The 20,244-nt window shown below is 58.7% G+C and carries 20 protein-coding genes and 1 CRISPR repeat array; of the genes, 15 read left to right on the top strand and 5 right to left on the bottom strand.

Annotation, left to right across the window (positions count from 1 at the left end; translation table 11 throughout):
• Positions 1-63: 63 nt before the first annotated feature.
• Positions 64-623: direct repeats of the CRISPR family, unit length 37 nt; unit sequence CTTTCAGTCCCCTTGTCGTCGGGGAAGGTTCTGCAAC.
• Between the two features lie 436 nt (positions 624-1,059).
• The 4 genes from ACTLLP_RS08780 to ACTLLP_RS08765 form a co-directional block, all read right to left on the bottom strand.
• Positions 1,060-1,419 (bottom strand): DUF6955 family protein, encoded by a 360-nt coding sequence (locus tag ACTLLP_RS08780; protein ID WP_441058979.1) that lies wholly within the window; start codon positions 1,417-1,419, stop codon positions 1,060-1,062.
• A 30-nt stretch (positions 1,420-1,449) separates the two neighbouring features.
• Positions 1,450-2,826 (bottom strand): sulfate adenylyltransferase, encoded by a 1,377-nt coding sequence (gene sat, locus ACTLLP_RS08775; RefSeq protein WP_441058977.1) that lies wholly within the window; start codon positions 2,824-2,826, stop codon positions 1,450-1,452.
• 415 nt (positions 2,827-3,241) lie between these two features.
• A complete protein-coding gene (gene gap, locus ACTLLP_RS08770) occupies positions 3,242-4,282 on the bottom strand; it encodes a type I glyceraldehyde-3-phosphate dehydrogenase (protein WP_441058974.1) in 1,041 nt (346 codons plus the stop codon).
• A 4-nt stretch (positions 4,283-4,286) separates the two neighbouring features.
• Positions 4,287-4,508 (bottom strand): amphi-Trp domain-containing protein, encoded by a 222-nt coding sequence (locus tag ACTLLP_RS08765; protein ID WP_441058971.1) that lies wholly within the window; start codon positions 4,506-4,508, stop codon positions 4,287-4,289.
• Between the two features lie 300 nt (positions 4,509-4,808).
• Between ACTLLP_RS08765 and ACTLLP_RS08760 the strand changes: the two genes are divergently transcribed.
• Genes ACTLLP_RS08760 through ACTLLP_RS08745 form a run of 4 tightly spaced genes read left to right on the top strand, consistent with a single transcriptional unit; the run spans position 4,809 to position 8,514 of the window.
• Positions 4,809-5,534, top strand: coding sequence for a tRNA 2-thiocytidine biosynthesis TtcA family protein (locus ACTLLP_RS08760; RefSeq protein ID WP_441061738.1), 726 nt, complete (start codon positions 4,809-4,811; stop codon positions 5,532-5,534).
• Positions 5,509-6,468, top strand: a complete 960-nt coding sequence (locus ACTLLP_RS08755; protein ID WP_441058969.1) for a 2-hydroxyacyl-CoA dehydratase subunit D — start codon at positions 5,509-5,511, stop codon at positions 6,466-6,468. The genes ACTLLP_RS08760 and ACTLLP_RS08755 overlap by 26 nt, the downstream gene beginning before the upstream one ends.
• Positions 6,469-6,471: 3 nt before the next feature.
• On the top strand, positions 6,472-7,719 hold the full coding sequence (locus ACTLLP_RS08750; RefSeq protein ID WP_441058966.1) for a 2-hydroxyacyl-CoA dehydratase subunit D: 1,248 nt from the start codon (positions 6,472-6,474) through the stop codon (positions 7,717-7,719).
• Positions 7,720-7,725: 6 nt separating this feature from the next.
• Entirely contained in the window at positions 7,726-8,514 is a 789-nt protein-coding gene (locus tag ACTLLP_RS08745; protein ID WP_441058964.1) for an acyl-CoA dehydratase activase, read from the top strand.
• Here ACTLLP_RS08745 and ACTLLP_RS08740 read toward each other — a convergent pair.
• Positions 8,498-8,986, bottom strand: coding sequence for a DUF456 domain-containing protein (locus ACTLLP_RS08740; RefSeq protein ID WP_441058962.1), 489 nt, complete (start codon positions 8,984-8,986; stop codon positions 8,498-8,500). The two genes, ACTLLP_RS08745 and ACTLLP_RS08740, sit on opposite strands and share 17 nt — an antisense overlap.
• Positions 8,987-9,063: 77 nt before the next feature.
• Here ACTLLP_RS08740 and cobU point away from each other — a divergent pair, with 77 nt between their 5' ends.
• The 11 genes from cobU to ACTLLP_RS08685 all read left to right on the top strand — a co-directional run bounded on the left by cobU (position 9,064) and on the right by ACTLLP_RS08685 (position 20,243).
• The gene (gene cobU / locus ACTLLP_RS08735) at positions 9,064-9,906 is read left to right on the top strand and encodes a bifunctional adenosylcobinamide kinase/adenosylcobinamide-phosphate guanylyltransferase (RefSeq protein WP_441058960.1); all 843 of its coding nucleotides are present in this window, start codon (positions 9,064-9,066) and stop codon (positions 9,904-9,906) included.
• A gap of 62 nt (positions 9,907-9,968) precedes the next feature.
• The gene (locus ACTLLP_RS08730) at positions 9,969-10,760 is read left to right on the top strand and encodes a DnaD domain-containing protein (protein ID WP_441058958.1); all 792 of its coding nucleotides are present in this window, start codon (positions 9,969-9,971) and stop codon (positions 10,758-10,760) included.
• An 18-nt stretch (positions 10,761-10,778) separates the two neighbouring features.
• Positions 10,779-11,510, top strand: a complete 732-nt coding sequence (locus tag ACTLLP_RS08725) for an ATP-binding protein (RefSeq protein ID WP_441058956.1) — start codon at positions 10,779-10,781, stop codon at positions 11,508-11,510.
• Positions 11,511-11,589: 79 nt separating this feature from the next.
• Positions 11,590-12,195 (top strand): cell wall hydrolase, encoded by a 606-nt coding sequence (locus ACTLLP_RS08720; RefSeq protein ID WP_441058954.1) that lies wholly within the window; start codon positions 11,590-11,592, stop codon positions 12,193-12,195.
• Between the two features lie 801 nt (positions 12,196-12,996).
• A complete protein-coding gene (locus ACTLLP_RS08715; RefSeq protein ID WP_441058952.1) occupies positions 12,997-14,655 on the top strand; it encodes a GspE/PulE family protein in 1,659 nt (552 codons plus the stop codon).
• 3 nt (positions 14,656-14,658) lie between these two features.
• On the top strand, positions 14,659-15,756 hold the full coding sequence (locus ACTLLP_RS08710) for a type IV pilus twitching motility protein PilT (protein ID WP_441058950.1): 1,098 nt from the start codon (positions 14,659-14,661) through the stop codon (positions 15,754-15,756).
• 4 nt (positions 15,757-15,760) lie between these two features.
• The gene (locus tag ACTLLP_RS08705; RefSeq protein WP_441058948.1) at positions 15,761-16,990 is read left to right on the top strand and encodes a type II secretion system F family protein; all 1,230 of its coding nucleotides are present in this window, start codon (positions 15,761-15,763) and stop codon (positions 16,988-16,990) included.
• 98 nt (positions 16,991-17,088) lie between these two features.
• Positions 17,089-17,526: a type II secretion system protein GspG gene (locus ACTLLP_RS08700; protein ID WP_441058946.1), complete on the top strand. Its 438-nt coding sequence runs from the start codon at positions 17,089-17,091 to the stop codon at positions 17,524-17,526.
• 70 nt (positions 17,527-17,596) lie between these two features.
• On the top strand, positions 17,597-18,163 hold the full coding sequence (locus ACTLLP_RS08695; protein WP_441058944.1) for a type IV pilus modification PilV family protein: 567 nt from the start codon (positions 17,597-17,599) through the stop codon (positions 18,161-18,163).
• Positions 18,160-18,645 (top strand): prepilin-type N-terminal cleavage/methylation domain-containing protein, encoded by a 486-nt coding sequence (locus ACTLLP_RS08690; RefSeq protein WP_441058942.1) that lies wholly within the window; start codon positions 18,160-18,162, stop codon positions 18,643-18,645. Before ACTLLP_RS08695 ends, ACTLLP_RS08690 begins: the two co-directional genes overlap by 4 nt.
• The gene (locus ACTLLP_RS08685) at positions 18,642-20,243 is read left to right on the top strand and encodes a pilus assembly PilX N-terminal domain-containing protein (RefSeq protein ID WP_441058940.1); all 1,602 of its coding nucleotides are present in this window, start codon (positions 18,642-18,644) and stop codon (positions 20,241-20,243) included. Before ACTLLP_RS08690 ends, ACTLLP_RS08685 begins: the two co-directional genes overlap by 4 nt.
• Position 20,244: the final 1 nt, after the last annotated feature.

Here is a 20,244-nt window from a genome sequence, read left to right as displayed (position 1 = left end):
GCCTCGTCGGGGAAGGTTCTGCAACCCCGGAAGGGTTCAATGTCTGCCGCCAGGGGTACTACCCTTTCAGTCCCCTTGTCGTCGGGGAAGGTTCTGCAACGCTCAGGAAGGGTCTAAGCCAGACAGAACTTGCGAAGCCTTTCAGTCCCCTTGTCGTCGGGGAAGGTTCTGCAACTCGTTCTGATAATTTCCGATACGGGCGCACAGACGGAACTTTCAGTCCCCTTGTCGTCGGGGAAGGTTCTGCAACGAGGAGCACAAGCGGGTGGCCGGGGCGCTGGATCGGGCCTTTCAGTCCCCTTGTCGTCGGGGAAGGTTCTGCAACTGGTTGGACTGGCCTGCTTCGCCGTGACCAGCTGGGAATCTTTCAGTCCCCTTGTCGTCGGGGAAGGTTCTGCAACCGCCCTCGCAGAGCACCTGGACAGGGTGCGCCAGGACTTTCAGTCCCCTTGTCGTCGGGGAAGGTTCTGCAACGTAAGAGACCTGACAGGGAAGATCCAGGGGCTCCAGGTACTTTCAGTCCCCTTGTCGTCGGGGAAGGTTCTGCAACTCGTAGGCCCCCCGAGGGAAGACGAACGGGTCACGCCTTTCAGTCCCCTTGTCGTCGGGGAAGGTTCTGCAACTCACCGCGGTTTCCTGCCGTTCGCCCTTGTGTCCCAAGGGTTCTGGCTGCCCGCTGCCTTTTCCAGGAGAACCGATTTTTCGAAAATGGTCTTCTTGCACGAAAACCCCGCTCTCTTTCGAAAATTCGCCGGCACCTAAAACCCTTCTCTCCCAAGGACTCCAGCCTCCGAGCTCTTTTTGGCACCCCGATTTTTGCCAAAAACTGGAGTAAAACTACCCCCTTTTCGAAAAATCCTCCGGCCACTTTCCAAACTCAATTCTACACGCCGGGGAAATTTCCTTCTTCTTCCCAGGCCCAAAGTTAAAATTTCTTTCCCTTCTTCAGAATCCTTTCCCCACACCTAAGAGAAGCGCCTGGCTTGCCCTACGATTTGCCACACAAAGAAGGGGCTGCCTCTTTTGGGACAGCCCCCTGGAGTGCGCTTACGCTTAAAACTATTCTGTCTCTATTTCCGGCGCAGGCAAATAATCCGACTCTTTTGCAGCCTGCTCTTTAATGCTGTCGATATTTGCAAGCACTGCCTTTACTACTTCTTCGCCAAGGCTCTTTTGTTTCGCGATCTCCTCAAAAAGAGCCCTTTTGAAGGCTACAGGAGTGTCAGTTATACATGCGCGAGAGTCGATGCGAGCTGTCTCAAAGGCCTTTAGAATGTCACCTTTTACCTCTTCTCCAACCTTCACTTTGAGAACTTTGAGCTCCCCTCCGAAAGCGGTCTCGATGTTGCTCTCGACCGAGGAACCCTTGATTTTTCCCAATCTGTAATCATCAAGGAAAACCTCAAGAGTATATTCCATGTTTTTCAACCTCCTCTTTTTAGATTTTAATTAGCTTAGATCAGGAAGGTTCACTTCGAGCTCTTCCTCTTTCCACTGGACGTATCTTTCGTTGACGAAGGGATAGTTGAACTTCTTCCACCACTTCACAACTACCCTGAAGACCTCGGGCCTCATGATAACAACGGGTGGCTGAACTCCTTCTCCTACAAGTCCTCTGATCAGGGAGCCCGAAAGTTTTTCTTTCTGCTTGGTGTGGTTGCAGTTTTCGCTATAGGCCATCTCCTTGCAAACAGGGCAATACCAGAACTCCCTCATATTTTGCGGCCTGATCAACAGTCCACCATCTACCTCATTCACGGGTTTATCGAACCCGTAGCTGGGGATTCCTTTCAGCCAGAGAGTCTGGGTAGCGAAGGTGTCATAGTATTCGCCGACCGCGGCATGGTCTCTTCCGAACATATGATGAGTGCAGCCCATGTTCTGACGAATTATGCCGTGGAGCAAACTCTCGAGGGGGTTACCATACCTCATGTCCCAAAGGGTGAAGGATACCGTGTGCCTTTCGGGTTTAATATACCCATACTTGCTTATTGCTTCGTGGGCTTCCAGAATCGCCTCGTCAGGGTAATCGCCCCTTCTCTTAACACCAATTATGGCGTTTACAAGAATTCCGTGGCAGGGCTCAACGTCACCGGTGTAAGCCGCATTCTTCATAAGGTGCTCGTGCCCCACATGGGGAACGTTTCTGGTCTGGTGAGCGATAGCCGTTCTCCAGCCCTTACTTTCCATGATCTCCCTGCATTTCCTCGGGGGGAGCCAGAACCTGTCAAAAGGCGGTTTGAAGATAGGCTCGTTAATTATAGTGTATTTTCCTGCAATAATGATGGGGTGATAAGACCTGTAAATAACCCAACCAGGGTGTTTATCATCAAATTTCTCGCGGACTACCTCCGGATTGCTTTCCGGAGAACCAAAGGTCCTATTTGCGAGCTCTTCCGGGTCAACTTCATAAATTTCGTCGATGTCGAGTATAGCAAAGGGCTTTCCTTTAAGCCTAAGAATAATTCTGTCTCCCTCACTCACACCGAGCTTCTTGTAGTCCTCCCTCGATATGTCGAAGAGAATGGGATAGGGGAAGACCCACCCGGATAGGAGCCTTCTTTTGGAAAGAACGCTTTCCAGCTCCGCGCTGGTCATAGAACCTTCTACTGGGCTGAAAAATCCGTAGCAGACCGACATGATCTCACGATAGACGTTTCTGACCGGAACGCCCCTCTTGTAGTGAAGGGTTGGCTTGATGTCATAGAAGGTGCAGTACTTCGTGCAGGCTTCGAGATACTTTTTAGCAACACTCTTGTCAGTGATAACCCGCTCAACGAGCCTTCCTCCATGGGGCATAGGCCTGTTAAAGTACAGTCCTATCATTTTGCCACCTCCTGAGATTTTGAAATTCTTATCGTAGGGTTGCCTTTCTCAGTTCCGAAGGCGCAACAGGCCAACTCTGGCAGCTCGATCCTGGTGACTTCTTCGGTACCGGCTGCGAAGGAGGGCTAGCCCCCCACCCTGGCGCCTATTCGGAACGCTTCCTGAGTCAAGCATTTTGGTTCGGGACAAAAGGGCAGTTTCTCCTGTATCTTTCCCCTTTGCTGCCCGGCCATCCCCTCCTTTAAAACTGATTGTGATTACAAGAACGTTCACCTGCAAAAAGAAAGCGAAGCCCATGCTCCTAAACCTAAGTCTAAAGGATATTTTAAGCGGCTGTCAAGTTGCAAAACCGGCCTTTTTATGGCTTTAAAACCGGTTATTAAGCACATATTCTCTCTCTATCTCGGCTTTTGACCTAAACATGCATCGGTATCCGTGGCGCGGTCACCAATTGCTCTTTGTTGGCCATGTAAAGGAGGAGATCGGCCACCCTGCAAGAATATCCCCACTCGTTATCGTACCATCCCAGTACCTTCACCAGCACTTCGTCGATGACGATGGTAGAGAGGGCGTCGAAGATGCAGGAATGGGGATTGTCGTTGAAGTCGCGCGAGACTAGTGGCTCTTCGCAGTATTCGATGATCCCCCGCATGGCCCCGGCGCTGGCCCGCTGGAAAAGCTGGTTCACTTCTTCCACGGTGGTGGGACGGCTGACTTCCACCACCAGGTCGGTTAAGGATACGTTGGGCGTGGGCACGCGCACCGATATGCCGGTGATCTTACCCTGGAGCTCAGGGAAGACCACGGTCACCATCTTGGCGGCCCCGGTGGTGGTGGGAACGATGGAAAGGGCGGCTGCTCGCGCTCGGCGCAGGTCCCGGTGAGGAAGGTCCAGAAGGTTCTGGTCATTGGTGTAGGAGTGCACGGTGGTAAGCGCCCCCCGCACTACCTTGAGGCCCTCGTGCAGCACTTTGACCATGGGGGCCAGGCAGTTAGTGGTGCAGGAGGCGTTGGAGACGATGTGGTGCTTCTCCGGGTCGTACCAGTCTTCGTTGACCCCCATAACGATGGTGACGTCCTCCCCTTTGGCCGGGGCGGTGATGATTACTTTACGCGCGCCGGCTTCCAGGTGCCGACGGGCGTCCTCTGCTTTAGTGAAGCGCCCAGTGGATTCGACGATGAAATCGGCGTTCACTTCTTTCCAGGGGATTTGAGCCGGGTCCTTTTCAGCGAAGACTTGAACCAGCCGCCCGTCCACTTTGAATCCATGGTCTTCGGCCTCTACGCGGCCGGGGAAGCGGCCATGCACTGAGTCGTACTTCAACAAGTGGGCCAGGGTGTGGGAGTTGGTAAGGTCGTTGACGGCCACCACCTCGATGTCTGGGTGGCGGTAGACGGCGCGGAAGAAGGCTCGTCCTATGCGTCCGAAGCCGTTGATTCCCACTTTGATGGGCATCGCGCTACTCCTCCTTTTCCGGGATTGCTTTTCCCAGAAACCATTTTATCTTCACTTCTAGTTTTTGGCTATCTTCTTCTTCTAGTTCCACCTCCAGCACGGCTCCGCCGGGTAGGTCGATGACATAGTCCTCTAACTGAAGGCAGCCATTTTGAATCTGGGCGGTGAGGTCCACCAGGAACCTCACGAGCTCGTCCTTTCCCACGCTCTTCTTTTGCTTGTACATGAAGCCAAACCTCCTCGGGCTTATTCTCTTCGCCCCGCTTCTATCTTATTCTTTCGCTCTAGAGTGCGGCTTTCCTTTTTTTCGCAGATAGAGGAAGCGGTGCTGGTGAAGTTTTCTTCCGGCGAGTCTCGATACCTGGCTCCCCGCGCGAGTTTTGCTTGCTGTGCCGGATCTCGGAGCTCCGGTGGTGAAAGAATCCTGCTCGCTGACTTTGGCGCGCGCAGGAGTTCGGGATGGGTTGCTTTGCTTTCACGGGTGAGGCATAATGAGGGCGTGAAGGAGCCTAGATTTTTGCGCTACGTGAAGCGGGCTATCGAAGATTACGAGATGATCGTGCCGGGAGACCGGGTGGCGGTCGGGGTATCGGGGGGCAAAGACAGTGTGGCGCTCCTCCGCATCATGGCTCACCTGCGCGATTACTCGCATTTTACTTTTTCCCTGGTGGCTGTGATGGTCGATCCCGGCTGGTGGGAGGTGGACGTGGGCCCGCTGGCCGATTTGTGCTCCCAGCTGGACGTTTCCTTCTACCTGGTGCGCTACCCTATCTCCCGCATTATCGAGTCGAAGGGGGAGGATAACCCCTGTTCGCTTTGCGCCAAGCTGCGCTCGGGTTTACTGTACAGCAAGGCGGCGGAACTAGGTTGCCAGCGGGTGGCGCTGGGGCACCATCTGGACGATGTGATCGAAACCTTTTTTCTCAACCTGGTGTACGCAGGCTACCTACGCACCTTTCGCCCGGCAGTGTATTTGCCACGGGCCGGAATCCACCTTATCCGCCCTTTCAGTTACGTGCCCGAAGCGGCGGTGGCTCACTTTGCCCGCAGCGAAGGGCTGCCTTTGCTCGCGCCGCTTTGCCCTTATGCGGGGCAGACGCAGCGGGAAGCGATGCGAGAGATAGTGGAGTTTATTGCCCAGCGGCACCCCTATTTCCGCGAGCGGTTTCGCACGGCTCTTCAGAACGTTAGCCTGACCGACCTCTGGAAGCAACGGAGGAAAAAGGATGGCCACGGTGAGCTGGATTTGTAGTTACACTCCCCGGGAGCTCATCCGAGCACTGGGGCTGGAGGAGCGGCGACTGTGGGGGGTGGACGCGCGGGAAAGCGCTTCTCCCTACCTGGCGGCTAATCTCTGCGGTTATTCCCGAGCCTGCCTGGCTCAGGTGCTAGAGGAGCGGCCGGAAGCGGTGCTGGTGGTCAGTTCCTGCCATGCTCTGGGGCACCTTTATGCCGCCCTGCGGCTGTTAAGAGATACGAAACCCTTTTATCTGTCCCTGCCGCGCTGCTCTTCACCGGCCGCCGAGAGTTTCCTGGCTTCTTCCTTGCGTCGGCTGGCGCAGGAACTCTCGCTTTTGAGTTCCGCGAGCTTGGACGAGGCCCGGTTATCAGAAGAGCTGGAGCGTGGGATGGAGGAGCGCCGCTCCCGAGCTCACCTCTACGAGCAGTCTTTATCCGCTTACCAGCGCTATCGGCGCTTGCGGGGAGAGGGGGGAGAGTTAGCTCCGGCGTCTCGCGGGCCCCGGCTGCTATTGACCGGCAGCCCGCCCCCGCCCGCTTTGCTCCGGCTGATGGAGGATTGCGGCGCTGGCCCGGTTATAGACGATACCTGCGGCGGTTACAGGGAATTGGATCTTCCGGAATTCCCCCCAGCTCCCGACCCTTTTCTCAGCCTGGCCCGCCTTTATTTGCGCCGCCCTCCCTGTCCTTGCTTGGTAGGGGAGCGGGAGTGTCGGCTCGCTTATCTGCAGGGATTATCGCAGCGCTTCGGGGTGCGGGGGGTGGTTTACCACACGGTGAAGTTCTGCGACCCGGCCATTTACGAGCTGGTAGCAGTGCGCGACTGGGCGGAGCGGAGCAAACTCCCTTTTCTCTGGGTGGAAACGGAGTACGGTGAACCTGGGGAACAGCTGCGAGTGCGCTTGAGGGCCCTGGTAGAGATGCTGCAGGCAGAGGAGGACGGTTGAGCTGTGGATTTTTATCGGGCGTTAAGGAGGCGGGTGGCGGAGGGGGTTAAGCACCAGGCTTTGGTGAGCCCCTGGACCTACCGCTTGCTCCGATCCGTGGCCCGCGCTTCTCCTTTTCCTCTCCGCTTCCAACGCGAGCTCACCCTGTTCGCGCTGGAGGAGACGGAACGCGCTTTCCGGCCGCGAGGAGCTCCGGTGGTTTTCACCAGTGCCTTTTTTCCCACCGAGTTAGTGCGCGCGCTGGGCTACGTGGTCTTTTCTCCGGAGGTGGCGGCGGCGCTGGTTTCCGCTTTGGGCCTGGCTTCTTCCTGTCTGGAGAAGGCCGAGGGAAGTTGGTACGGTAAAGAAGCCTGTTCTTTCCACCGCTGCGTGGCGGGCGCGCTGGAGTTGGCCCTCTTCCCCCAGCCTGCCGTCCTGTGCGCTTCCACCCACTTATGCGCTGGGGCCCCCCAGCTTTTCGCCAACCTGTCCCGGCGCTGGGGCGTGCCTTTCCTGCTGCTGGACGTGCCTCCAGAGCCTAGCCCGGAGGCGCTGGAGTACGTGGAGCGGCAGCTGCGCCATTTGTACCGGGAACTGGCCCGACTAGGTGGCCGCGAGGCCAGCGAAGAGAACCTTGCCCAGGCGCTGGAAGCGGCGGAGCGTTTTCGCCGAGCTCTGCTGCGGGTGGAGGCTTGCCGTTGCACTCGGAGTCTACCTCTGCCGCCTGACTTTTTCCTTAATTATCTCACTTATCTTATTTTTGTGGGGCAGGGAAGCCCGCGAGGGGCCGAACTCCTGGAGCTGCTAGCAGACGAGTTGGAGCACTTGGCCCCAGCGCCGGCTTCGATCCGCTTGCTCTGGCTGCACCTCAAGCCTTATCACGATCCCTCCCTGATGAACTTGCTGGCGCAGAGAGGAGCTACACTGGCGGCGGAGGAATTGACCTGGGCGTATTGGCTGGAACTCGATCCAGAGGCCCCCTACACCAGCCTGGCGCATAAAGCTGTGAGCCACTTCGCCCATGGCCCGGCGACCCGGAGGGCGGAGGCGCTGGCCCGCTTGGCTGAGGAGCGGGCTTGCAACGGTGCGGTGTGTTTCGCCCACTGGGGTTGCCGGCAGAGTTCGGGGGGGTTGGAGGTGCTGCGCCAATGTTTTTCTCGCCGGGGCCTGCCTTTTTTGGTACTGGAGGGGGACTGCGTGGACAGCAGGGTGTGCAGCTGGGGGCAGGCGCGCACCCGCATGGAGGCTTTTATGGAAATATTAGGAGGATGATCAGATATGCTGGTAGCAGGGATTGATATCGGGTCGCTGTCGGCTGAGGCGGTGATACTGGACGCCGGAGAAATCCGGGGTTATAGTATTTTGGCCACTGGCGCCAGCAGCCGGCAGGCGGCTGAGAAAGCGTTGGCTGAAGCGCTGGCGGCGGGGCAGGTGGAGCGGGAGGCGCTGGAATACGTGGTGGCAACCGGTTACGGCAGGGTCAACGTCCCCTTCGCCCACCGGCAGGTTACGGAAATCACGTGCCATGCCCGGGGGGCAGTGCACCTCATTCCCTCTACCCGCCTGGTCATCGACATCGGGGGACAAGACTCCAAGGTAATCAAGGTGGGTCCCGGAGGCGTGGTGGAAGATTTTGTTATGAACGATAAGTGCGCCGCCGGAACCGGGCGCTTCCTGGAGGTGATGGCTCGGGCGTTGGAGACTGATCTAGAGGGGTTTTCCGAGCTAGCAGCGCGAGCTCGGCGAGCGGCTGCCATTAGCAGCATGTGCACGGTTTTTGCCGAATCGGAGGTGGTGTCGCTAATTGGACAAGGCACACCGCGCGAGGAAATAGCGTTGGGGCTGTGTCAGGCCATCGCCGAGCGGGTGGCGGCTATGGTTCATCGCCTGGGCCCGCTCCAGCCCACGGTTACTATGACGGGAGGGGTGGCCAAGAACCGCAGCGTGGTCGAGGCGCTCGCCAACAAGTTGGGGATGGAGGTGGTGGTGCCGCCAGAACCCCAGATAGTGGGAGCTCTGGGCGCAGCCCTTATAGCTCATCACGCCCTGCTCAGGGGTATAAGGTAACCCACAGGAACCAGCCGATCATGGTGGCGGCCAGGAGCAATTTGATAAGGGTGCCGCCTAGCAGCCCCACCAGGCTGCCCCAGCCCACCCTCAGAGCGCGGTAAACGTCACCGCGAGAGGGGAGGAGCTCGGCCAAAAAGGCGCCCAGAAAGGGACCCACCACAATTCCCAGGGGCCCTAAAAGCAGCACTCCCGCCAGCAGTCCCAGCACGCTGCCCCATGCGGCTAACCGGGAGCCCCCCTGACGCCTGACTCCCCAGGCGGTAGCCAGGTAGTCGATGAGAAAGGCGGCAGCCACGAAAACCGCCTGAGCCAAGCAAAAATACCAGGTGAAGTTATGCCAGCCGGTGAGCAGCCCGAAAGCCAATATTCCCAGAAACACGAGGGGCACGCCGGGGAGTACCGGAAAAAGGATACCAACCAGGCCAGCCAGGAAGAATAGCACAGCTACAATCCAGGCCAGAACGGTCATAGGGAACCTCCTTTATTCAGCTCGCTAACAGCTTAAAACAGTTCCGATCTTAACGTCAAGGAGCGGAGGCGAGGGTTATGCAGAGCGGTGCGCTGGTTGTGGAACTCTTCCTGCCCGGGGCTGCCTCGCTGAAGGAGCGGCGGCAACGTTTGCGGCGGGTAGTAGAGCGTTTGCAGCGGCGTTTCAACGTGGCGGTGGCGGAGGTGGAGGGACAAAACTCCTGGCAGCGGGCCGTCCTAGCCCTTGCCACGGTGGCCGGCGGGGAGTGGCATCTGGAGCAAGTGCTGGAACAGATGGTGAGGTTTCTGGAAGGATGCCCGGAGGTAGTGCTAAGCGGTCATCGGATGGAGGTGTACCCTCTAGGGCACAAAGAAGGGGCTTCCTTTTCCCGGTTCAAAGCGGGATGCAACCACTTAGTGCTGGTCACGGGAGGAGCGCGCAGCGGCAAGAGCCGCTTCGCCGAGAGTCTGCTGCTGGAAGAGCCAGAGGTTTATTACCTGGCCACTGCGGTGGTTACCGATGCTGAGATGGAAGAGCGCATTCAGGCTCACCGTTCCCGGCGCCCCCGGCACTGGCGAACCCTGGAGGAGCCCGAAGCGCTTCAGCTGGTTTTGGCGCAGGTGCCGGCAGATCGTTCCCTGCTTCTCGATAGCCTGGACGTGTGGCTTGCCAACCTCCTGGTGGCCGGCGAGGAGGCTAAAGAGGTGCAGCGGCGGACCGAGGAACTCATCGGTGCTTTACGGCAACGCGATGGGCGCACTGTGGTGGTCACCAGCGAGGTGGGAATGGGATTAGTGCCTACCGAACGACTGGGAAGAATTTTCCGAGATTTGCTGGGAGATATCAATCAAACGCTCGCGCAAGCAGCCGATATAGTATACCTGGTGGTTTGTGGTCTTCCAGTACAGTTGAAGCCTTAATTTCCATGAAGGTTTGGCGGTTTTCAGGGAGAAGTTATTCAGGTATTCGGAGGTGAGGAAGCTTGCCAGCTAAGCGGGGGCGCCCCATCAAAACTTATCGTGAAGGAGATCTGGTGAGCGCTTTTGGCACCGATCTTTTGGCCGGGCACGGGCTCTTCGTGCCTAGCCTGCTGCTGCGCTCATACCGGCGCATAGGCATTTCTGACCTGGGAATGATCATCGTGCTGCAGCTACTTTGCCTGCGGCTGGAGGAGAATAAACTTTATATCGGTGCTGAGGAGCTGGGTGAGTACCTCACGGCGGGTGTGGAGGAAATCGCGGCGGAGCTCGACCAATTGCTGGAGAAGCGGATTTTGGGGCTTACCGAGTATTATGTTGAGGGCCAGAAGATTACTGGATTTGATTTCCAGCCCCTGTTTGAGAAGCTGGCGGAGATGTGGGCCCTAGGGCGGGCCAGCGAACTGGAAGCCATCCAGCGCGAAGATGTCTCCGCTGGAGAAGAACCTGGGGAGGATGCTGAGTTTGGTCGGCTTTACTCCTTATTTGAGCGGGAGTTCGGCCGTCCACTTTCTCCCCTGGAAGCGGAGCAAATCTTAAAATGGCGCCAGGAGATGCCGCCGGAGCTGGTGCGGGAGGCGTTGCGCCGGGCGGTCCTGATGGGAAAGCGCAATTTCAAATACATAGGCGGCATTCTTTGCGAATGGAGCAAGCAGAACTTTAAGACCTTGCGGGAAGTGGAAGAGCATGACCAGCACTTCGCGGCCAGCCGGCAGAAGCGGAAAAAGAAATCGGGGACAGGGAACGGGAGTAGCGAAAAAAAGAAAGCTCTCATCAAGTCTCTTTACCTTTCATAGAAGGCTGGTGGTGGTTAGTTGGAGTGCCATCTCTGCGGGGGTAGGGGCCTTATCCTGCGGGGGAAGAAGGCTTACCTCTGTCCCGTTTGCCGGCAACAGAGGTTGCGCCAGCGCATACTTAGTCTATCGCAGCTAACTTCTCAGATGCGAGACTATACCTTCGACCGCTTCGACTTTCGCTTCTATTCTCCTTACATTCGGGACGGGAGCAAGGGGATAACTTATTGCGAATCGGCCAAGCGAGCGGTCGAAGCGGCAAAGGCTTTTGTGCGCGATTTTCTGTCAGGGAAGGCGGAAGAGGGCCTTATCATCACCGGAGCGGTGGGATCGGGGAAAACTTTCCTGGCCTGCTGCATTGCTAACGCAGTTTTGGAAGGGGGCCGAGAAGTTCTTTTCCTGGTGGTCCCCGATTTTCTTGACCAGATCCGGGCCAGTTACGACGAGGAAGGAGGCTTCACCGAGCAAGAGATACTGGCGATGGCCAAGACCGTCCCACTCCTGGTATTGGATGATCTGGGGGCCTTCATTTACAGCGAGTGGGCGCGGCAGAAAATTTACTCTCTCCTGGATTACCGTCTCAACCATCGGCTGCCGGTGGTGGTGACTACCAATGTAGCGCTGGAGGACCTGGAGGAGTTGCTGGGGGAGCGTACTATTTCCCGCCTGATCGCCCTTTGCCGGCCGTATCGATTGTTGGTGGAGCACGACATCCGCATGATCATGAGGCAGGAAAAAGAAGCTGGCCGCTAAAGCTAAAATTTTCCTTACCAATTTCGTATAAAGGCCACGTTTGTTGGTTAAAATCCTTCATTGGGGAAGGAGGTTGGATATGCGACGAACGTGGCCATGGCTTTTGCTCGTCTTGGTTTTGCTAGGTGCGGGCAGAGCGGCTGCGGCGGAGAAGACCTACCTGGTAGCGGCTGGAGACACCCTCTGGCACATAAGTCAGGCGCACGGAGTGGCCCTGGAGGATTTGATGGAGGAGAACGATTTGGACTCGCCGGTAATTTACCCTGGTGAAGTATTGCGTATTCCAGAAAGTCGCGGCTTGGGGGCCATCACTGCTCGCGACCTGGAGTTTCTGGCGCGCATCATCCACGCTGAGGCTCGAGGAGAGGAGTTTTTAGGACAAGTGGCGGTGGGAGCGGTGGTTTTGAACCGTTTGCGGCATCCGGCTTTCCCCAAAAGCATCCCGGGAGTCATTTTCCAGCGCACCAACGGCCTGTACGAGTTTACACCTGTAGCCGATGGCTCCATTTATTTGGAGCCCAGCGCGGAAGCTTATGAGGCTGCTCGGGAGGCGCTGCGGGGCCGTGATCCGACCAGGGGCGCGCTCTTCTTTTATAACCCGCACACAGCTACTGATCGGTGGATAAGGACGCTACCGGTCACGGTGAAAATAGGCAACCACGTTTTCGCCACGGAGAAAAAGTAACTTCAGAGGGGGCTGTCCCAAAAGAGGCAGCCCCTTCTTTATGCTGCTAATGGTGGGGCGAGCCATACACTTTTTAGGCGTTGGGAAAGATTAGCTGGGAGGGACAAGAAATTTTAAGTTTGGTCCTGGGAAAAAGAAGGAATTTTGTCCGGCATGTAGAATTGGCTTAGGGAGTGGCAGGTGAATTTTTCGAAAATGGGGTGGTTTTGCTCCAGTTTTTGGCAAAAAATCGGGGTGCCAAAAAGAGCTCGGAGGCTGTAGTCCTTGGGAGAGAAGGGTTTTAGGTGCCGGCGAATTTTCGAAAGAGAGCGGGGTTTTCGTGCAAGAAGACCATTTTCGAAAAATCGGCTCCCCTGGAAAAGGCGGCGGGCAGCCAGAACCCTTGGGACACAAGGGCGAACGGCAGGAAACCGCGGTGAGTTGCAGAACCTTCCCCGACGACAAGGGGACTGAAAGCTGGCCCTGGCCTGTTCAAGGATCTCCCGCTCGGTGTTGCAGAACCTTCCCCGACGACAAGGGGACTGAAAGCCGTTTCATCTTTACCCAAGGTGCGCGAGCTTTCGGAGTTGCAGAACCTTCCCCGACGACAAGGGGACTGAAAGTTCTTTATGGAGGCGTGGGGCATCTTTTTTACAACACTTTTCTTAATTTTTGCTTCTGCTATCACCTTCGGCGAGGAAAGTTTTGGACCGATGGAAGGAGAAAGGGGAGTTACGGCGAAATACTATCCAGCTAAGGAAAAGATAAAAAGAATGTAGTTAATGTAGTAAATGGTCCTGGCGGGCAGGGGGTTTTTATCTAGTGCTAGAAAAGAAAAGAAAGCGCCTGGGCGAGAAGCTCATAGAAGAGGGCCTCATAACGAGGGAGCAGCTGGATGAAGCTTTGAAGATCCAGGCCCGCACCGGGGAGCTCTTGGGCCAGGTGCTGGTGCGCCAGGGTTACCTAACCGCGGAGGAGCTCGACCAGGCCATCGGCTTTAGTTCCTCTATACGGGAGTCGGAAGTAGATCCTGAGGTTTTAGAGTTGGTGCCGGAAGAACTAGCCCGCAGCCGCAAGGTCTTTCCCTGGCGGCGGGAAGGGAAGCGCCTTTTCCTTCTAATGACCAACCCGCTAGACATTACCACCATTGACGATCTGCGCCTGCTCACCGGCTTGGAAGTGGAGCCGATGCAGGCCGAAGAGAGAGAAATAAGGGCGCTCATAAACCGCCACTACGGGTTGCCGGAGGTGGAAAGGGCACTGGAGGAGCTCGGAATGCTGTCCGAGGAGCCGGTGGTGGAAGAGGGCCTGGTGGACCGAGCTCCTATCGTGCAGCTAGTTAACACGTTGATAACCGGAGCGGTGGACGAGCGGGCCAGCGACATCCACCTGGAGCCCTTCGAGAGCGAGTTTCGGGTGCGTTACCGCGTGGACGGTGTGTTGCAAGAGGTTCTGCGCCTACCCCGCCGCATGGCCCCGGCTCTGGTGGCCCGCATCAAAATTATGGCCGACATGGATATCGCTGAGCGCCGCTTGCCCCAGGACGGGCGCATCCTCACGCGAGCGGGAGGGAAGGAACTGGACCTGCGGGTTTCCACCTTTCCCACCGTCTTTGGGGAAAAGGTGGTAATAAGGCTGCTCGATAAGGAGCAGCTCAAAGGTTTCACTTTAGAGAACCTGGGCTTTTCACCTCAGAACCTGGCCGTTTTTAAGAGCTTCTTGCAGAGCTCTTACGGCATGGTGCTGCTTACCGGGCCCACCGGCTCGGGCAAGACTACCACTCTTTACGCAGCCCTTTCCTATCTTAACAGCGTGGAGAAAAACATCGTCACCGTAGAGGATCCGGTAGAATACGTGCTGGAAGGGATAAACCAGGCACAGGTGAACGTCAAAGCGGGAGCCACGTTCGCCACCTACCTCCGCTCTATCCTGCGGCAGGACCCGGACATCATCATGGTGGGGGAGATCCGGGATCTGGAGACGGCGGAGATCGCCGTGCAGGCGGCCACCACCGGTCACCTGGTTCTTTCTACCTTGCACACCAACGACGCCCCCGGAGCGCTTACCCGTCTTCTGGACATGGGAGTGGAGCCTTTCATGGTAGCCTCTTCAGTCCTGGGGGTGGTGGCGCAGCGTCTGGTGCGCCGGCTCTGCCCTCGCTGCCGGGAACTCCACGATCCTTCCGAACCGGAACTGGCCTTTATAGGCAAGGAAAGGTGCGACGGCTCTCTTTACCGGGGACGCGGCTGCGATTACTGCCGCTACACCGGCTACCGCGGTCGCTTGGCGGTGCACGAGGTGCTGAGGGTCTCTCCCCGGTTGCAGCGGCTGGTGTTGGAAAAAGCTTCTTTGGAAGAGTTGCGCCGGGCGGCGATGGAAGAAGGAATGATTTCGCTTAAAGAAGACGCGGTGAGCAAGGTGTGTCAGGGCATCACGACTGTGGCTGAGGTTATGCGAGTGCTTTATCAAGAGGGGGACTAACAGATGCGCGTGGCTGATTTGGTTAGCCTGGCTGTCAGCCTGTCTGCCTCCGATATCCATCTCACCGCCGGTAAGCCGCCTGTTTTCCGGATAAACGGTGTGCTTTACCCCCTTGACGACCCCTGCTTGCGCGAGGGACTGGGAGTGAAGGAGGAGCTCACCCGCCCCCTCGCGCCGGAGGATACCTTCCGGTTGGCCCAGGAGGTCATGACCCCTCAGCAGTTCGCCTGCTTCGAGCAGGAAGGTGAGATAGACTTCTCCTTCGGCTTCCCCGGGGTGGCGCGGGTGCGGGCCAACATCTTCAAGCAGCGAGGGAGCGTGGCTTTGGCTCTCCGTATCCTCAGCTCCCGTATCCCCACCTTTCAGGAACTGGGTCTACCCGACGTGGTGGCCTACCTGGCGCGGCGTCCGGCGGGCCTGGTGCTGGTGACCGGCCCCACCGGTTCGGGCAAGTCCACCACTTTGGCTGCCATGATCAACCTCATCAACCGGGAGAAGCGGCTGCACATTATCACCCTGGAGGACCCTATCGAGTACCTGCACCGGCACGAGAAAAGCATCGTTAACCAGCGGGAGGTGGGCCAGGATACCGGCTCCTTCGCTCGGGCCCTGCGGGCGGCTCTGAGGGAGGACCCGGATGTGATCATGGTGGGGGAGATGCGAGACCTGGAGACCATCGCCACGGCCATCACGGCGGCGGAGACGGGGCACCTGGTGCTGGCCACCTTGCACACCGCCTCGGCGGCGGAGACGGTGGATCGGATCGTGGACGTCTTCCCTTCCGGCCAGCAGCAGCAGATAAGGGTGCAGCTGGCCAATGTAATCGAGGGGGTGATTTCGCAGCTTTTGCTGCCCCGCGCCGATGGTGCGGGGCGGGTGCTGGCCCTGGAGATTATGGTGACCACTCCCGCTATCCGCAACCTCATCCGGGAGGGTAAGACACACCAGATAACTTCTCACCTGCAGACCGGGGGGCGCTGGGGGATGCAGACCATGGACGCGGCCCTGGCTTCTCTCTACCGCCAGGGTCTGATTTCCCGCGATGACCTTTTGAACTGGGCCCGCGACCCAGAGCTACTTCAGAGACTGGTGGGAGTGTGAAAAGATGCCGCAGAAATTTTACTACCGGGCGCGCAACCTCGCTGGCTGCCTGGTAAAAGGGAGGCTGGAGGCGGAGAGCGTGAGCGCCGCCGCGGCCGCGCTGCGGGAGCGCCAGCTCTTCCCCGTGGAGCTCAGGCCCCTGAAAGAGTACGAGCTCGATCTGGGAGCGCTTTTGCGGCTGAAGGTGAAGAGCCGGGATATGGCCGTGCTGGCGCGCCAGTTTTCCACCCTGCTGGACGCTGGGGTGCCCCTCCTCCCCGCTTTGCGGGTGCTGGTGCGGCAGACGGAGAACCGGCGGCTGAAGGAGTGCCTGGAGCAAGTGGCGGCGGAGGTGCAGAAAGGGCGGAGCCTGGCGGAGGCTTTCGACCACCACCGGGAAATTCTGCCGGAGATCTTCTTGAGCATGGTGGCCGTGGGAGAAACTTCCGGCACTCTGGATACGGCGCTGGGGCGCCTGGCCACCTACTTCGAGCGGCAGGCGGACCTCACCGACAAGTTGAAGACCGCCACCTCCTACCCCTTGCTGGTGGCGGGGATAGCGCTGGTGGTGGCCGTGGCTCTCCTGGTGCTCATCGTCCCCATCTTCGCCGACATTTTCCGGCAGATGAACGTCTCTCTGCCTCTTCCTACCCGCATCGTGATGGGGGTGAGTTACGGCCTCATCCACTACTGGTACCTCTTCCTGCTGGCCCTGGCCGGCGGGGTGGTCGGCCTGCGCTATTACCTGCGCACCCCAAAGGGCAAGGAGTGGTGGGACCGGCTCCTCTTGCGCCTGCCGGTGGTGGGAGGGCTTTTGCGGAAGAGCGCGGTGGCCCGCTTCGCCTCCACTCTCTCCACCTTACTGGCCACCGGCGTTCCCCTCCTGCAGGGCCTGGCCGTCGCCGGGCGGGTCCTGGGGCTTTCCCCGGCGGTGAAGGAGGTGGCGGCCATGGAGGAGGGAGTGAGGCGGGGCGAGCGGCTCTCCGTCCTGATGGCCCGGGGCGCCTTCTTCCCGCCCCTGGCGGTGAGCATGGTGGCGGTGGGGGAGGAGTCGGGGAATCTCGACGGGCTTTTGGCCAAGCTGGGGGACTTCTTCGAGCGGGAGGTGGAGGGCACGGTGAACCGCTTCTCCACCCTGATAGAGCCCTTCCTCATCATCGGGGTAGGGGTGCTGGTGGGATTGATCGCCCTCTCCATCTACCTGCCGCTCTTCAGCCTGCCGGGGGCCCTGTCGGCCCAGGCGCCGGGAATGTGAAGGGGGGTGGTAAGGAATCTCTCCGGATGGTTGCGCTATCCGGCTCGCAGGGAGAAGCACGAGCTCCAAACAAACTCGCCTAAAGGAGGTCGATAGAAGTGTCTTTTTACAAGCTTTGCCGCTCCCTTCGTGCTAAGGGGCGGGACGAGCGGGGCTTCACCATGGTGGAGATGATGGTGGTCCTGATCATCATCGCCGTGCTGATCGCGGCCGGCATCTGGTTCTACCTCAAGTACATTGACCGGGCCAAGGTGACGGAGGCCATGGGGCAGATGAACACCATGGCGGCGGCCCTGGATTCTTACTACGCCATGAACGGTAGCTACCCGGCTACCGAAGCGGACGCCATTAGCAAGGCGGGCTTGCCCGAGGATCCGAACAACAAGAATAATCTTCCCAAAGACCCCTGGGGGGTGAAGTACAGCTATTCTGGTGGCACTAGTGCGTACACCCTGCAGGCCCTGGACTCCGACGGTACAACAGTTCGGGTAGAGGCTAAGGGTACAAATGGAATAAGCACGGTTACCGTGAAGTAGCACCTTTTAAGGGGGAGGGGGAGCTCCCTCTCCCTCCCCGACTAATAAACTGGCGAGAAGGTCGATAATCGTGGACGAGCGCGGCATGTCGCTTCTGGAAGTGGTGGTGGCCCTCTGCCTCTTCGCCGTCCTGTCTTTGGGGCTTTTCAGCCTCTTCCTCTCCGGGCGCATGGCCTCCGCCGCTGGCTCCGGCAAGCAGGAGGCTCTGTGCCTGGCGCGGGCGGTGATGGAGGCGGCCAAAGCCAGCCCGGTGGAGTGGGAGGGCCAGGTGCGGGGCGCGGGCTCGGACTATGTCGTGCTGGAAAACAAAGCCGATAACCAGGACGGGGCTTACCAGGACTTTTACCTTGCCATCATCGAAGGCATGGGGCAGGGGCAGGTGAGGAAAATCCAGAGCTACGTGGGCTCCTCCCGCACCGCTTACGTGGCCCCATCCTGGAGCTCCACTCCCGACACCTCCTCCCGCTACCTGGTCTTCCGGCTGGGGAGCGAGCTCGGGGACGTTGAGAGGGTGGCGGTGACCACTACGCCTTCCTCCACGGCGGGCCTGGAGGAAGTGAAGGTGGTGGTCAAGTACCGCACTCCCTGGGGGGAGCGGGAAGTGCAGCTCACCTGCGAGAGGTGGAAGGGAACATGAGACGGTTCGAGGGAGAAGAGGGCTTCACCTTGCTGGAGGTGGTGGTGGCGCTGGCCATCTTCTCCATGCTTTCTCTGGCCCTTTTTTACCTTGTTTCGGCCGGCTACCGCAGCTACTGGCAGGAGCTTCAGCGGCAGGAGGTGGAGGCCAACCTGCGCTCGGCCCTCGACCGCATCACTCTAAGGGTGCGGGAGGCCAAGGAGGTGGTGGCGGTGGACCCCATCGATGCTAAAGACACGGGTAAAGGCTTCCGGGGGATAAAGGTGACTTTGCCCGACGGCACCGCCCGCACCTACGCCTTCGACCCTGCTGCCCGCGAGCTCAAGGAGGACGGCCAGCCCATCACCGGTCCGGTGGTCAAAGAGGCGGTCTTCAAAGTTGAGGGTAGAGCGGTGAGCGTCGTCTTAACGGGTGAGTACCTGCATTCGGGGGAGCTCACCCTTTCTACCCAGGCGTGCATAAAGGTAGGTGAGCAAGGATGAGAGGCTGGCGCGACGAGCGGGGACAAGCCCTGGCCCTGGTGCTCATCCTCTCCACGGTGCTCTTCATCGCCGGGACGGCGGCGGTGGCGGCCGCCCTGCAGCAGAACCGCCTGGTCACCCTGGAGGAAGCCCGGGAGAAGGCCTACTACATCGCCGAGGCCGGGGTGGAGAAGGTGCTGACCCAGTTCCGCCAGAGCAACAAGCCTTACCCCCTGGGCCTGCCCGCTTCCGGCACCTATTACCAGAACACCCCCTTCGGCGGCGGGAAAATCGAGGAGGTGGAGGTAAAAATCAAAAAAGAGAAAAGAGATCCCAACGACCCCCGGAGCGCGGAGGGCATTTTCGCCTACATCGATTCCACCGGCGTGTACCCGGAGAATCCCAGGCCCGGCCAGGCCCAGGCCCGCCACACCGTAAAGGCCAAGGTAGAGCTTTTGCCCGACCCTTTCCTCTCCTACGGCGGCCCGGGGGTCAAGTCGGACCGGTCGGTGGCAATGAAGGGGGCGATCACCGTGACCAGGGGTTCCTTTCTGGCCCGGCAGGGAGATATCACCGTGGGGCCCTGGGGAATACCGGGGGCGGGCATACAAGACTTCACCGGCGGGATCTACGCCGGGGGGAACGTGGTGCTGAGCGCCGGCTTAACTACGGGTTCGGGCGAGATCAAGGCCGGCAAGGATGTGGATCTCACCGGCTTGACTCGGCTCGGGAGCCTTTGTACCTGGAAGGGCGACATCTACGCCGGGGGAAAGGTGAAATTGCCCTACTGGAGTTCCTGGCTCGGCCTTATCGATCCCCAGCGTATTCACGAAAACTGCCAGAGCATACCCGGTTTTCCGCTGCCCTCTTTTCCTCAGGTCGGAAAGGGGACGGTCTGGTACAGCCAGGTGGAGCAGGAGGCCCGGAGCCGGGGGTACTACTTCAACAGCGCCCTCGACTGGTTCAAGGACCCGCAGAAGGGCATCAAATGGGATTACTCTGTGATAGAGGTTCCTGATCCCTTGACCGGCGGCGCTGTGGTCACCGTCTGGGTCAACGGAGCGGAGCTGGATTTGACCGATCCCAACCACAATAGCTTCCTGGCGGTGGTGAACGGCCCGCTGGACTTTAATCAGGCTTTCAAGGCTGCGTACGATGCCTGGAAACAAGACGTGATCAACTTTTACCAGAGCAAGTACAAAGGAAAGGCTACGGTTACCTTTGTCGAGTTTCTTGGACAGCCTCTGGCCGTTCTCCAAGTGAAGTCCTCCCAGCCGGCGACCATCGTGGCCGACAGCATTACCCTCGACTGCGGAATAGTTAACCTGTTCGGGGTGAAAGTAGATACCCACGCCGTGAAAAACGATTTCGGCCTCTTCGCCGTCAACAGGGACATCAAATACACCTCGGACGTGGCTTTAGGGGGGCATCTTTCCGCCCTGGCCACCGGCAGCTTCACCTTCAAGTGCACGGGGATCGATACCACCGACCTCGACTGGGTGGCGGCCAAGGGGCCGGTGACCATCGAAGGGATCATCAACGTGAATTACGCCCGCGCCTCTATCCCGCCCGCCACGCCCATGGGGGGCTACCGCCTCGATTCCTGGGAAGTCAAGTAGC

The sequence above is a fragment of the Desulfothermobacter acidiphilus genome, assembly GCF_052073645.1.
In the GTDB taxonomy this organism is placed as follows: Bacteria; Bacillota; Desulfotomaculia; order Desulfotomaculales; family Ammonificaceae; genus Desulfothermobacter; species Desulfothermobacter acidiphilus.
This window is presented reverse-complemented; position numbering and strand designations above follow the sequence as displayed.

Coding starts and splice junctions, on each gene's coding strand:
- ACTLLP_RS08780 (WP_441058979.1), bottom strand. CDS start 1,419: ATGGAATATACTCTTGAGGTTTTCCTTGATGATTACAGATTGGGAAAA.
- sat (WP_441058977.1), bottom strand. CDS start 2,826: ATGATAGGACTGTACTTTAACAGGCCTATGCCCCATGGAGGAAGGCTC.
- gap (WP_441058974.1), bottom strand. CDS start 4,282: ATGCCCATCAAAGTGGGAATCAACGGCTTCGGACGCATAGGACGAGCC.
- ACTLLP_RS08765 (WP_441058971.1), bottom strand. CDS start 4,508: ATGTACAAGCAAAAGAAGAGCGTGGGAAAGGACGAGCTCGTGAGGTTC.
- ACTLLP_RS08755 (WP_441058969.1), top strand. CDS start 5,509: ATGGCCACGGTGAGCTGGATTTGTAGTTACACTCCCCGGGAGCTCATC.
- ACTLLP_RS08745 (WP_441058964.1), top strand. CDS start 7,726: ATGCTGGTAGCAGGGATTGATATCGGGTCGCTGTCGGCTGAGGCGGTG.
- ACTLLP_RS08740 (WP_441058962.1), bottom strand. CDS start 8,986: ATGACCGTTCTGGCCTGGATTGTAGCTGTGCTATTCTTCCTGGCTGGC.
- cobU (WP_441058960.1), top strand. CDS start 9,064: ATGCAGAGCGGTGCGCTGGTTGTGGAACTCTTCCTGCCCGGGGCTGCC.
- ACTLLP_RS08720 (WP_441058954.1), top strand. CDS start 11,590: ATGCGACGAACGTGGCCATGGCTTTTGCTCGTCTTGGTTTTGCTAGGT.
- ACTLLP_RS08710 (WP_441058950.1), top strand. CDS start 14,659: ATGCGCGTGGCTGATTTGGTTAGCCTGGCTGTCAGCCTGTCTGCCTCC.
- ACTLLP_RS08705 (WP_441058948.1), top strand. CDS start 15,761: ATGCCGCAGAAATTTTACTACCGGGCGCGCAACCTCGCTGGCTGCCTG.
- ACTLLP_RS08690 (WP_441058942.1), top strand. CDS start 18,160: ATGAGACGGTTCGAGGGAGAAGAGGGCTTCACCTTGCTGGAGGTGGTG.
- ACTLLP_RS08685 (WP_441058940.1), top strand. CDS start 18,642: ATGAGAGGCTGGCGCGACGAGCGGGGACAAGCCCTGGCCCTGGTGCTC.